Genomic DNA, 12,664 nt, shown 5'->3' with positions numbered 1-12,664 from the left:
GGAATTGGCGCTGATTGCCTATGTCAATGATGAACCGGCGGCGTTCTCGCTGGCCGTCCCCGATATCAACCAGGTGCTTATCAAACTGAACGGTCGTCTTCTCCCATTCGGAATTTTCAAACTGCTCTGGAACACCAAAATTAGCCGGAAAATCAACGGTGTCCGAATGCTTACTATGGGTGTTATTCCAAGGTTCCAGAAACGGGGGATCGATAACATTTTCTATGTCGAGACTTATCTCAAAGGTATTGAAAGGGGCTACCAGTGGGCGGAGTTGTCGTGGATTCTGGAAACTAACGAGCTGATGTGCCGCGCCGCCGAAAATATGAGCGGGAAACTTTATAAGAAATATCGTCTGGTCGAAATGCCGATCTAAATCAGATCCCAATCGATTCTTTCTTTATCCGCAATACTTCTTTTCACTGCCGGTTGCCGTCCGAAATATCTCATTCACAGCTCGGGGAGACTTCCTATCAAGAAAAAGTAACCGACCACCGGCCTGCATTCCGGATTTCCGCTCGCCGAATCCGCCGTTAATGACTTCGCTCGATAGTTCAGGGGCAGAGAGATTCCCTTGCCTGCTGTAACTGGGGCGGAATATCGAGCCGTTCAGGATGAAGCAACTCATTCATTTTAAGCATGGTTTCTTTGCACGTAGCCGAATTTCCCCTCTGAAGTTCATCGGCAGCCAGATAAATAAAAGCCCCGCAGAGATTCAAGCCGACCCATTTCGTGGCCGATTCAAGCGAAATAGTGGCATCAGTAAATCCACGATACCGATATTTTTCCAGCAGGTTCGCGTGCAAAATATCGATATTCAGCGGCGGATTTTCGACAGGAACAAGCTGTTTCGCCAGTCCTTCCATGCGGAGGTATTTTGCCAGCCAGGCGATACTCTGATCCGAAATGCCCGATGAGAAGTAAATCGGGCGTTTCCATCGATTCTGCATTATCAATTGGAGCAGGACCTGATCCTGAACTAATATGTATTTCCCGGCCACCGTGGGTGAAATTTGCAGTCGAACCGAATCAGGCAAAAGCATGTCATTCGGCAGATGAAGATCAGCAGCGCTGCCCTCTATTGGAATAGCAACCGTTGTATCCGCCCATGTCAACATGTTCAAATCGGAAATCTTTTGTTCGGTATAATCCAGCGGGAGCGATTTATCCCGTTCCATCGCCTGCCGCAGGAACCAGGGGGTATTAAGAAGATTGATATTAAGCAGCGTTACATCCGGGCGCATCTTTTCCGCGGTCTGAAAATACCAGAGCGGCCAAGTATCGTTGTCTCCTCCGGCAGTGAATATGGCTTGAGGGGGGAGAGTATTGAAAATATTCATGGCAAAATCATGGGTAAAATAATTGCGGGAAGAATCGATAGCTCGATAGTTCCTGGCCATCTGAACGATAGGAATCATGATTATTAAAATTCCCGCCAGACCCAAGAGTGCATATCGATATTTGCTCCCAAGACGCCAAAAGAGATTGAGCAGGAATCCTGCACCATAGCCTATCCAGACAGTGAATATCACCAGTGCGGGGAGATAATGGCGATCCATCGAACGGAAAAAATTCTGCGGAATATTAAAATAGAAAATGGCGCCGGCCGAGGCGCACAGAAATAATGCCAGCATGCCGATTGCCGCCCGCCGATATCGCCGCCAGAGAGCCGCAATCCCGACAACTCCAAGCAGGGTAGGAATAACGCCCAATATCCCCAGAGCGCCTCTGGTGGAAAGGAAATTATCGGCGAAGACTTTAAGAAAATCAGGCACTTGATATTGTAAGAAAGGCGCCTTGCGCGGGAAAAGGTTGAGCAGCCACCCGCCGCCGAACATTTTCAGCGTGATATAATCCCATAAAGCTGTCAGAGTTCCCGGATCATTCATATTCAGGAATGGTTTTCGTGCGGCCATCGGGATTAAGAGCAATTGGAATGAAAGCCCCACCACCATCCCGGAGATTCCATACCACCAGGCTTTGCCCGAAGAGTAGATTTGCGGACGTCTCAATAGAATCCAGATTATAAAACCCGGCAGCAATAGCAGGTTGGTGCGATGCACGCTGAAATCAAGGCCAAATAGAAAAGTAACCAGAAACAGCCAGGGCAGGGCGTTATCGCTTTCGGCGTTCTCCCACCAGCGCCACATACCCCAGAGAATCAGCGCGGTAAAGAGCGCGGTAATGACATAGGGGGTGAATTTTATCGCATAGAGCCAGAGCGTTTCACCGAAAGGAAGCGCCAGAGATCCGACCGCCACGAAAAGCGACACTAACCAGGGGCTTCCCGGTAGTCCCCTATTCTGTTTGAAAACGGTATTTCTCAGCAGAAGCAGGGCCAGATAGCATGTCAGCCCTGCGGCCAGCGCCGCCAGAAAACCGGCCAGGAGATTAAGTACAAATATGAGGGAAATTCCAAACGGGATTTGACCGGCAATCCAGCCGATTATCGTAGCAACCACCGATCCGGGCGGATGTGGAACGCCGAGGGTAATCGCTGCCAGCGAATATTCGCCGCTATCCCACCATGTTATAGTGCGAAAAGCGGTCAAAAAGTACAGTGCAAAAGAGATTGCGCCTACCAGCACCGGGCCCCAATATATAGCTCTTTTCTCAGTGGAAAACGTCCTTTCCTGATTCATGTTCCCTCCTCCGTTCATACCGGTTCAATTGAATGATTGCAGGGATTGTATTCATGATTTCATTCCCCGGCTTGCCTCACGACTAAAGATGCCGGAACTCTCCTTGTCAAACAACACAAAGACCACCCGCTCCAGATTCTGCAGCTTATTTGACAGCTGCCGCACGGCATCGATCATGGCGCTGGCACAGGCGGCAATCATAAGCCCTCCGACCCCGGTGCCGATAGCCGGAAAGGCCAGAGATTTCAGCCCCAGCTTATCGGCCAGCAGGAGCGAGTTGCGGGTAACCTCATAGACGACCATCTCATCAGTGCGCAAATCCTGCCCCATGCCGGCGGCATGGATGATATATTTATAGGGAAGTTTTCCCGCGGTTGATGCCACCGCCTGACCGACTTTTATCGGTCCTTTGGACATGGCATCCCGCTCGATCTCGACACCGCCTTTGCTCTTAATGGCGCCGGCCACACCGGAACCCATCCAGAGATGATTATTGGCGGCGTTGACAATCGCCTCAGCATCGGCCTCGGTGATATCCCCCTGAACAACCTCAATTTTTATCGGCATGAGCTAACCCTCCTGAGAGATTTCTTTATCTGTCGGCGGAAAGACCCGGATAAATATCTGCGCCACACCGTACCCGACCAGCGTGCCCAATGCGGCGCCGCACAAAATGTCGAATGGATAGTGCACACCAACAAAGATCCGCGAAAGTGCGACTACTATGGCCAGAGGAATAAGATATTTGGTCGTCGTTGGTGCAACGATTCGGAAAAGAAAGGCCTGGCCGAACAGATTGGCGGCATGCGATGACGGAAATGAAAATCCGGCGCCGCAGGGAACCAGAAGGTACACCTCCAATTCGTGGCAGGGGCGCGGTCTGGCAAAGAGCGGTTTTAAAACGGCGCTGGACAATTGATCGGTCAGGGTCACGGTCAGAATCGAAAAAAGGATGGCATAACGAAGACGCTTATCGCCTTTCCAGAGAAGTACCGCCAAACAGAGCGCATAGAATATTTTCAAATGAAGGTCGATCGTCACCAGCGGCATCAGGAAATCCGTTACCGGATTGGCCAGGCTCTGGTTTATGAAGATAAATAGAGAATGATCAAGGCCGTTCAGCCAGCGTGAAAACTCAAGCATAAGTGGGATTTCTCCTCTTAAGGAATGTCTGTACCTGTTTCAGTTTCGGGATGCCGAGTCTTCCGCCGGGGCGACGGCATTTCAGCGCTGCAGCGGCCGAGGCAAACTCCATTCTCTTTTTCAAATCCCATCCTTTCAGCAAGCCGTAAATATATGCTCCATGATAAACATCGCCGGCGCCGGTTGTGTCGACCGCTTTAACTTTATATGCTTTCTGTCGAATGTAGTCACCATCAGTCTCCTTCCCGGTGGCTCCTTCTATACCCGAAGTTATTACGATAGTGCCCGGACATATTTTTCTCAGGCGGTTTATCGCCTCCGGGACTTTCTTTGCTCCGGTATAGGGAAGGGCGAAATCCTCGGCACAGACGAGATGATCCACCAGCGGCAGGATTGCCGTGACATCATTGCGCTTTGAGCCGATATCAAAAACAACGATCGCGCCATTTTTTTTCGCCCAGCGGGCCAGTTTCAGACAGGCCGGAAGATCCCGGCCATCGAGATGCACCGCTTTCACCCGCGGCAATAACGTCACATCAATTTCTCCGGGGTGCACCGTAATCTCGCGATTAAGGACAATCGTTCTTCGGCCGCTTCCCTTTTCCACCCAGCCCATCGCTATGGCCGTCGGATATTTTTTCGTTTTGACAAACGATGTCTCCACGCCCTCTTTTTTCAGCTCTCCGATCACAAACCGGCCGAAAATATCATTACCGACCGCAGCCATCAAACCCGGTTTCATCCCGAGGCGGGCCAGGGTGACCATCGCCGTCGGTATCGGGCCGCCCCCCTGAATAGTCATACTCAGGGCATCTATCTTGGCCCCCGCTTCGGGATAAGCGGCTATTTGCAGAAGCAGATCCGCCGGGGCGATCCCGAGACCGAGACAATCAAGCTTCTTATTCAAACTTGATCCGTCCCGAGGTGGCGTCAACAGCCTTCTCTTTGAATTCAGCAATGAACGATATTCTCATCTGTACTGTCAGAGAAGGAACTTGCTCCTTCATCCCCCGTTCAAGAATTTTCCCTTCATATTTGTGAATCAACCGCTCGACAATATTGTAATCCGGATAGGGGACGGTCAACAATAACTGTTCCACGAGATATTGCTCGATAATGCCGACTTTCTTTATCGCCTCGGCTGCTGTTTCGGAATAGGCATGGGTCAGGCCGCCGGTTCCCAGCTTGGTGCCGCCAAAATAGCGGGTAACAATGACAATAATATTGGTCAGTTCATTCCCCTCAATCCGGTCGTAAATCGGTTTCCCGGCGGTACCCGAGGGTTCGCCGGCATCGGAATAGCGGAATTTCTGTTCGTTCCCGATTCCGACCCGATAAGCGAAACAATGATGCGTGGCATCATAGTATTTCTTGCGAATCGCCGTCAGGAGTGATTCCGCCTCCTCGGGATTATTACAGGGCAGCGCCTGTCCCAGAAACCGAGATCCTTTTATCTTGATTTCAATTTCTCCCGGCCCTTTGATAGTCCGGTAACTGTCGGAACCGGCCATTGGTCTCCCTATACCAGAGACTTGAGAATGATATCGATACCTGCGCTCAGGGTGATTGGTATCGCCCCCAGAGCGAGGACTTTATCCACGCCGCCGGCATCATGATCCGGCTCATCACAACCATCAATAAGGACAAACATCAATTTCCCCACGTCACGGCAGAAAGTGGCCGTGTCGAGCGAGCCGGTGGAATCATTGAATACCTCACCGATTATAACTGCTTGCGAAAGCCCAACCGTGAGACGGTTTCGGGCCATCACCCGCCCGGTGGCATAAGTTGCCTCGGGCGGATATTCCGAAATCAAGCCGCCGTTGACGAGCATCTCCTGCGCCAGGCCGCGATTCTCCTCGGGGTGAATGTGATCAAATCCGGAACCGAGCAGGCCGTAGGTACGTCCATCGACTTTCAAAGCTCCCAGATGGGCCGAGGCGTCGATTCCCCGCGCCAACCCAGAGACAATCGAAACCGATTTGGCGGCCAACTCTGAGGCGAGCGTCACACCGTTTCTGATTCCCTCATTGGTCGCCTTGTGCGAGCCGACAATGGCGACTCTTTTTTCGTCCTGGTCGGGAAGTCTTCCCTGATAGAAAATTATCGGGGGCGGGTCATTGAGTTCCATGAAAAGGCGGGGAAAATTTTCATCGAAAAGAGTGCTGTATCCAATCTTCCGTTTTTCAAGTGATTGGATAAATTGATCGGCCTTCTGAAGAGAGTCGAAGCTTTCAAAAATCTTCTGCGACTTTTTTCCTCCGAGGCCGTCGATTCCGGTCAACTCATCCAGCTCGGCTTCCAATATAGCGGACAGATTGCCGAAATGGGCCATGAGTGCCCGGAAAGTGCGCGGCCCAACCTCACCATGCTGGCGAAGCGCCCAGACCTGTGCCGCAATCGAGTATTCCCCGGCCCGTCTCATAAGGGGAAGTTATTACAAAGAAAAGCCAAAGTCAAACAGGGAAGACCGGGCTCATCATGGCCTTTGGCCGGAACAATTCTAATACTCGCCCCTGTTGGGGACAACGCAGATAAACTCAAAATCCTTATCGTACGGGTTCTGGAACTGGTGAAGCGCATTCGGGGGAACAAAGGCAAAATCCTTCTCACTCATTTCATATTCCTTGCCGTCAAGAAACAGCTTTCCCTTTCCGGAAATGATATAATTGACATGCTCCCAGTCGTGGGTGTGTCGCGGGGTGTGTCCGCCGGGGGCAATCTTGAAAACCCGCAAAGTGTATCCCTCCCATCCTTCATTTTTTCCCACCGGGACCATTTTGGTCACCCCGACCGCATCAGCCGTATTCACTTCAACCTTTTCGATTTCCGCATATTTTCTAACCGGCATGATATTTCTCCTTTTCTGGTTTAATCTTATTATAGCCATACTTTGGTCATTCTTCAAGTAGTGGCTTTTTTTATTGAATGACGGTTTGATTTTCTTAACTTAAGCCTATGCCCCAGGTGGTGAAAGTTGAGCATATCCGTAAAAAGGGACGGCTGGCCATATTGGTCATTCCCGGCCTGCCGGAAATTGCCCTCGAGCCGGATATTGTCGGCAAGTATTCAATTCGCGAGGGGATAGAAATCCCCAGTTCCAGCCTCGATGAAATCAGGCATGAGTCCGAACTCCTCCGGGCCGAAAACTACGTGACCTATCTTCTCTCGCGGCGGGCCTATTCTTATGGGTTGCTGAAAAACAAAATGATGGAGAAGCAATTTGAGGAGAAGGTCATAAAAGCAACTCTGACCCAGTTCCACAAGCGCGGCCTTGTCGATGATGCTCAGTTTGCCCGTCAGACGGTCGAATCGCTGCTTCGCCGCAAGCCGGCCGGGCGCCGATTTCTCATTGCATACCTCGAATCCAAACGGGTGGCGCGCAAAGAGGCCGAAACCGCTGTCGAGGAGGCTCTCGCCGGTCTCGATGAATCCGAAATTGCGGTTCGCCTACTCCGGAGCCGCTGGAGCTATCTGGCCAAATTTGAGCTTGAAACCGCCCGGACGAAAGCGTATAATTACCTTTCCCGCCGGTCGATTGGTTACCGGGCGGCTAAAGCGGCTTTTGAAAAATTGCTGAAAAAGGAGAACGAAGATTAAATCCGCAGATATCAGAAAATCGTTTGTCGATTACTTTAAAAGTAAGGGACACAAAGAAATACAATCATCGTCGGTAATCCCGTTCGATGATCCCACGATTCTCTTTGCCAATGCCGGGATGAATCAGTTCAAGGATATTTTCACCGGCAAGAAGAAGGCCGAGCAGAAACGGGCAGTAACTGTCCAGAAATGCATGCGGGCCGGGGGGAAGCATAATGACCTGGAAAATGTCGGCCGGACCGGGCGGCATCAGACTTTCTTTGAAATGCTCGGGAATTTCTCGTTCGGCGACTACTTTAAGGAAGAGGCGATAACTTTCGGCTGGGAGTGGGTGACCAGGATTCTGCAGCTTCCGCCCGACAAGCTCTATGCTACTGTCTACGATAATGATGATGAGGCTTATGCGCTCTGGGAAAAGATTGCACCGGAATTGAAAAACGGGCGGATTCTTCGTTTCGGAAAGGAAGACAACTACTGGTCGATGGGTGAAACCGGTCCCAACGGCCCCTGCAGCGAAATCCATTATGATCGAGGGGAGAAATACAGCTGCGGCAAACCGACCTGTTTTGTGAATTGCGTTTGCGACCGCTACACCGAAATCTGGAACCTGGTTTTCATGCAATATAATCAGAAAGCCGACGGCACGGTCGAGAATCTGCCTCGTCCCTCAGTCGATACCGGCGCCGGACTGGAAAGAATCACGGGAATAATGCAAAACGCTCACTCCAACTATGAAAGCGACCTGTTTCAGGATATTCTGAATCATATTACCGAGCTATCGGGGAAAATGTATGATTCCGGCGAGAAAGGTGTCTCGCACCGAGTGATCGCCGACCATCTTCGCGCCCTTACTTTTTGCATCGCCGATGGCGGCGGTCTCTCCAATGAGAAACAGGGATATGTACTGCGAAGAATTCTTCGCCGCGCCGCCCGCCACGGCCGTCTGCTCGATATACACGAGCCGTTTATCTACAAGCTGGTACCGACCCTGGTAAAAATGATGGGTGACGTCTATCCGGAAATCAAACAGCGGCAGGAGCATATCGAAAATGTTATTCGCTCGGAGGAGGAATCATTCGGGCGGACGCTCGATAACGGTCTGGAATTATTTGATGATATCGTCGGGAAATTGAAATCCGCCGGCGGCCGGATGATTCCCGGTGACGAGATATTCAAGTTGTATGATACTTATGGTTTTCCGGTCGATTTGACCGCCGTTATGGCCGAAGAAAATGGATTGACTCTGGATATGACCGGATTCGAAAATGCAATGTCCGAGCAGCAGGAAAAATCGCGAACCGCCTCTCAGTTTGATGACACCAAAGGACAGGAAATTCAGGCACTGATGGACATCCTCCAGAAAAACGAAACGGCCCTCAACGGCCGTACCGAGTTTGAAAGGGAAAGTCTCGCCGTGACCGGGAAGATCATTGAGGCGGTCGAGGTCCCCGGCCAGACTGTCAACCGGCTGGCCGTTATTCCCGACAAGACTCCGTTCTATATCGAGGCGGGCGGGCAGGTGAGCGATCAGGGGATGATCAAAACCGAGCGATTCAAGGCAAAAGTGGCCTATCTGCTCAAGTTCAATGATGCGGCCGTGCATGTCTGCGATGTTTTCGAAAAAGGGTACAATAAAATCTCCCAGTTAAGAAATATCGCCGCCGAAATGTCGATTGACTCGGTTCGCCGGTGGGATATCATGCGGAATCATACCGCCACCCATCTTCTTCATGCCGCCCTGCGCCAGGTGCTGGGCGACCATGTGCATCAGTCCGGCTCATATGTCGGCCCGGATAAACTCCGTTTCGATTTCTCCCATTTCAAACCCATGACCGCTGACGAGATCGGCGAAGTCGAAAAGATCGTCAATGAAAAAGTACTTACCGGTTCCCCGGTGCTGACTGTTGAGGATGATCTCGAGAAAGCCAAAAAATCGGGCGCCATGGCTATCTTTGGAGAGAAATACGGAAGTCGGGTACGGGTTGTCTCGGTCGACGATTTCTCGCGCGAGCTTTGCGGCGGAACCCATGTCGATATAGTCTCTCAGATCGGGCCGTTTATGATCACGCTTGAGACCGGCATCGCCTCGGGCATCAGGCGTATCGAGGCGGTCACCGGACGGCTGGCCCTGCAGAAAATCAGCGAGCAGAAGAGGTCTCTTATCGAGATTGGCCGTATAGTAAACCGCCCGATAGAGGAGCTCGTTGACGCAATAAAGGATAGTAATGAAAAGCTTCTCGAGCTTCAGAAAGAGAATAAGAAACTTAAGGTCGAGAAATTCGCCGGTGGGGCGGCTTCCGTGGGACAGGAAATCAAAATCGGCAACGTGACTTTCCGATACCATGATTTCGGCCGGGTCGAGCAGGATGAGATGGCCGGATGGATCGACAGCGGCAAAGGGGCCGATACTCCGATAATAAGCGTCGCCATCGGCATTATTGAAGACAAAAAAACTTATATGTCCTCCGCCGGCAATGGGGTGAAAGTACATATCGGAAATATCTCCCGCGATATTTTGAAACAATTTGGCGGTCGCGGCGGCGGCAAAGAAACTTTCGCGCAGGGGACGATTCCATTGGATATCACCGCTGATCTGATATTCAAAGCGGTGGAGGAAAAATTGCGGCAGGAGATGGAGAAGAAATAAATGAAATCGGTTTTTGAAGGACTTATGAAAGTCAGAGCCGAAAGAGGGGCGGGCTTCTTTCTTCTCCTTGATCCCGACCGGATTGCCGAAAAAGATATTATCACTCTGACCGAAGCGGCGGGGGATTGCGAAGTTGATGCTCTTCTGGTCGGCACCAGTTTTATGCTCTGTACCAATTTCCATAAGATTGTCCGGGAGATTAAAGTTCATAGCAGTATTCCGGTGATAATTTTCCCCGGTTCGCACAGCCAGATTGCCCCTGATGCCGATGCCATTCTTTTTACTTCGCTCATTTCCGGCCGTAATCCGCAATATCTTATTGATGAGCAGGTCAAGGGAGCACCGATTATAAAAGAGTACGGCCTAGAGCCGATACCGACCGGCTATATGCTGATTGAATCCGGGAGATATACATCGGTACAACATATCTCGCAAACCTTTCCGATTCCCTCGGATAAAGCCGATATCGCCTGCGCCCATGCTCTGGCGGCACAATATTTCGGAATGAAATTGGTTTTTATGGAGGCCGGTTCCGGGACGGTTGAATCGGTGCCGGCTGATATGATTGCGGCTGTTGCGGAATACGTTACGATTCCCATAATGGTTGGCGGTGGGATAAAACGACCCGAAGAAGCCGAAAGCAAGATCATAGCGGGAGCATCTTTTGTAGTGGTTGGGAATCAATTCGAGAAAGATAATGACTCTGCGCTTCTTCGCGAATTCACCGCTGCCGTGCATACTCAGGAAAGAGTGGGGATATGAACAGAGAGGAAAGAATCGAGCTGATTCTCAGGGAGGCGGAGGATTCCGCACAGTTGCGCCGTAAGGTGGCCGAGGCATTATCCGGGCCGCTGGTTGACCTGGCCGAAACGATCTCGGCGGTCATAGGAAGCGGCGGTAAAATTCTGATATGCGGCAACGGCGGTTCCGCCGCCGATAGTTCCCATATGGCCGCGGAGATGATTGTCCGGCTGACCGCTCAAAGAAACCGCCAATCCCTTCCTGCAATTGCTCTCACGGCTGATTCTGCCATTGTCACCGCTGCCGCCAATGATTTCGGATTTGAAAATGTCTTTGTTCGCCAGATTCAGGGGCTGGCGCATAAAGGGGATATGCTTTTTCTGATTTCCACCTCAGGCAATTCCGCCAACCTTCTGCATGCCGCCGAAACAGCCCGTGAAATGGGGCTTATCACGGTTGCCCTTCTGGGTCATACCGGCGGCAAACTGGCCGCGCTGGTGGATAAAAAGCTGGTCATCCCTCATCATTCGGTCCAGCGAATTCAGGAGGAGCAGATTTTTCTGATCCATCTTCTGGTCGAACTGGTCGAAAGTGATCTTTTCGGATGAATGACCGAATTCTGCTCAAATCGGCATCTCTTGCATTCTATAGTCTGATCGGATATTTCTTCTCCTGTCCCTTTTCTCATGCTCTGGCCCAGCTTTTTCTTGGGCTGGCGATCCTGTTTACCGTCGTTTCTTTTTTCGGTGAACATAGAGGTCTCGGCCGGTTTCATATTGGTCCCTTTTTTCTTTTTATCCTGCTATTTGTGGGATGGTCGGTGCTATCGGCCATAGTCGGCCCAACGCCGATTAAATCGCTGCTGGTTCTCAAAGAGGAGTGGTTATTTTTCATGATACCGATAGCGGCGTATCTGGCTATTGATGAGAAGAGGATAAAAATCCTTATGACGGCTCTGGCTTTATCGGTTATAATAATTTCGCTCTATGCTGTTTTTCAGCATTTCACCGGCCATGATCTTTATCACGGCGGGATGCTGGTTCCGGCCCCATCCAGCGATGGGTATCGGGTTTCGGGTCTTTTTTCCAATCGAATGACCTATGGCAATTTCTTCGCAGTGGCAGCCATGTTGTTCTTGGGGATAGCTCCATCCGCGGAAAAATGGTCGCGGAAGGCCCTGTTCTATGCCGCCTTTTTCCTGGCTGCGCTGACGACCGTATTTACATACAGTCGGGGGTCTATTATCGTTCTGGCTATCGGGGTTGTCCTGCTTATTGTAGTTTCCAGCCGCAAACATCTTAAGACAATTATCCTGCTCCTGGCGGCATTCACTGTCGTGATTTTAGTAGTATCCCCGGATATTCTGTCCCGTTATTCGTCTTCGGCACCGACCGAATGGGAGGGGAAATATGCCGGTTCGCGGCTGTCCATTTGGCGAACCGCCGGTCGGATGATAGAAAAATATCCGATTTTCGGTGTCGGCCAGGGTAATTTTGAGGACCAATATCAGACTTTTCGCGACAGGGAATCGGACCGCACCTATGGCCATGCGCATAATGATTTCCTGAATATAGCAGCCTATGCCGGAATTCCGGCCGCTCTGTTCTATCTTGGCTTCTGGGGCTTGATTCTCGCTCGGATGGTGGCGGCTATGCGAAAGTTAAAGGAAAATTGCTTCATCCGGGGAGTGATGACCGGGATCTTTTTGGGAAGTGCGGCATTTCTGATGTCCTCCACCTATGAGGCGACCTTCGCCGATGAAGAAATCAGGCTATTCCTGATGGCTCTCTGGGGGGTTTTCTGGGGGGCTTTGACAGTGGTTAAGCCGGGCGGGCTGGAGGCCGAAAAGATAGAAAAGGCTTGACATTTCTGTGTAACCAATTATAATGGC

General features: G+C 51.1%; 13 protein-coding genes. 6 read left to right on the top strand and 7 right to left on the bottom strand.

The annotated features are described in order from the left end of the window. Positions 1-376 (top strand): N-acetyltransferase (locus tag NT002_10140; GenBank protein ID MCX6829624.1); only part of this gene is annotated, 376 nt, incomplete at its 5' end. A gap of 178 nt (positions 377-554) precedes the next feature. Here NT002_10140 and NT002_10135 read toward each other — a convergent pair. From NT002_10135 to NT002_10105, 7 genes are all read right to left on the bottom strand, one after another. Continuing rightward, entirely contained in the window at positions 555-2,642 is a 2,088-nt protein-coding gene (locus tag NT002_10135; protein MCX6829623.1) for a DUF2723 domain-containing protein, read from the bottom strand. A 51-nt stretch (positions 2,643-2,693) separates the two neighbouring features. Beyond that, the gene (locus NT002_10130) at positions 2,694-3,209 is read right to left on the bottom strand and encodes a macro domain-containing protein (GenBank protein ID MCX6829622.1); all 516 of its coding nucleotides are present in this window, start codon (positions 3,207-3,209) and stop codon (positions 2,694-2,696) included. Positions 3,210-3,212: 3 nt separating this feature from the next. Further along, on the bottom strand, positions 3,213-3,785 hold the full coding sequence (locus NT002_10125; protein MCX6829621.1) for a phosphatase PAP2 family protein: 573 nt from the start codon (positions 3,783-3,785) through the stop codon (positions 3,213-3,215). After that, positions 3,778-4,692 carry a PfkB family carbohydrate kinase gene (locus NT002_10120; protein ID MCX6829620.1) on the bottom strand — a complete coding sequence of 305 codons (915 nt, stop codon included), beginning with the start codon at positions 4,690-4,692 and terminating at the stop codon, positions 3,778-3,780. Before NT002_10120 ends, NT002_10125 begins: the two co-directional genes overlap by 8 nt. Further along, positions 4,685-5,296, bottom strand: coding sequence for an IMPACT family protein (locus tag NT002_10115; GenBank protein ID MCX6829619.1), 612 nt, complete (start codon positions 5,294-5,296; stop codon positions 4,685-4,687). The genes NT002_10120 and NT002_10115 overlap by 8 nt, the downstream gene beginning before the upstream one ends. 8 nt (positions 5,297-5,304) lie before the next feature. Continuing rightward, positions 5,305-6,210, bottom strand: coding sequence for a DNA-processing protein DprA (locus NT002_10110; protein ID MCX6829618.1), 906 nt, complete (start codon positions 6,208-6,210; stop codon positions 5,305-5,307). Positions 6,211-6,288: 78 nt separating this feature from the next. Continuing rightward, positions 6,289-6,636: a cupin domain-containing protein gene (locus NT002_10105; GenBank protein MCX6829617.1), complete on the bottom strand. Its 348-nt coding sequence runs from the start codon at positions 6,634-6,636 to the stop codon at positions 6,289-6,291. 116 nt (positions 6,637-6,752) lie between these two features. Between NT002_10105 and NT002_10100 the strand changes: the two genes are divergently transcribed. The 5 genes from NT002_10100 to NT002_10080 are packed head-to-tail and all read left to right on the top strand — an operon-like array spanning position 6,753 to position 12,637. Continuing rightward, complete coding sequence (locus tag NT002_10100; GenBank protein MCX6829616.1) at positions 6,753-7,385, top strand: RecX family transcriptional regulator; 633 nt, start codon at positions 6,753-6,755, stop codon at positions 7,383-7,385. Positions 7,386-7,395: 10 nt separating this feature from the next. Then, on the top strand, positions 7,396-10,032 hold the full coding sequence (alaS, locus tag NT002_10095; GenBank protein ID MCX6829615.1) for an alanine--tRNA ligase: 2,637 nt from the start codon (positions 7,396-7,398) through the stop codon (positions 10,030-10,032). After that, on the top strand, positions 10,033-10,794 hold the full coding sequence (locus NT002_10090; GenBank protein MCX6829614.1) for a geranylgeranylglyceryl/heptaprenylglyceryl phosphate synthase: 762 nt from the start codon (positions 10,033-10,035) through the stop codon (positions 10,792-10,794). It abuts the gene before it with no gap. Next, positions 10,791-11,381 (top strand): SIS domain-containing protein, encoded by a 591-nt coding sequence (locus NT002_10085; protein MCX6829613.1) that lies wholly within the window; start codon positions 10,791-10,793, stop codon positions 11,379-11,381. Before NT002_10090 ends, NT002_10085 begins: the two co-directional genes overlap by 4 nt. Further along, entirely contained in the window at positions 11,378-12,637 is a 1,260-nt protein-coding gene (locus NT002_10080) for an O-antigen ligase family protein (GenBank protein ID MCX6829612.1), read from the top strand. The genes NT002_10085 and NT002_10080 overlap by 4 nt, the downstream gene beginning before the upstream one ends. Positions 12,638-12,664 lie beyond the last annotated feature (27 nt).

The sequence above is a fragment of the Candidatus Zixiibacteriota bacterium genome (assembly GCA_026397505.1).
Classification (GTDB): Bacteria; Zixibacteria; MSB-5A5; order GN15; family PGXB01; genus JAPLUR01.
This window is presented reverse-complemented; position numbering and strand designations above follow the sequence as displayed.

Bases quoted from the DNA above. Each gene is read 5' to 3' on its own strand.
- NT002_10135 (MCX6829623.1), bottom strand. From the start codon at position 2,642: ATGAATCAGGAAAGGACGTTTTCCACTGAGAAAAGAGCTATATATTGG.
- NT002_10130 (MCX6829622.1), bottom strand. From the start codon at position 3,209: ATGCCGATAAAAATTGAGGTTGTTCAGGGGGATATCACCGAGGCCGAT.
- NT002_10125 (MCX6829621.1), bottom strand. From the start codon at position 3,785: ATGCTTGAGTTTTCACGCTGGCTGAACGGCCTTGATCATTCTCTATTT.
- NT002_10115 (MCX6829619.1), bottom strand. From the start codon at position 5,296: ATGGCCGGTTCCGACAGTTACCGGACTATCAAAGGGCCGGGAGAAATT.
- NT002_10110 (MCX6829618.1), bottom strand. From the start codon at position 6,210: ATGAGACGGGCCGGGGAATACTCGATTGCGGCACAGGTCTGGGCGCTT.
- NT002_10105 (MCX6829617.1), bottom strand. From the start codon at position 6,636: ATGCCGGTTAGAAAATATGCGGAAATCGAAAAGGTTGAAGTGAATACG.
- NT002_10090 (MCX6829614.1), top strand. From the start codon at position 10,033: ATGAAATCGGTTTTTGAAGGACTTATGAAAGTCAGAGCCGAAAGAGGG.
- NT002_10085 (MCX6829613.1), top strand. From the start codon at position 10,791: ATGAACAGAGAGGAAAGAATCGAGCTGATTCTCAGGGAGGCGGAGGAT.
- NT002_10080 (MCX6829612.1), top strand. From the start codon at position 11,378: ATGAATGACCGAATTCTGCTCAAATCGGCATCTCTTGCATTCTATAGT.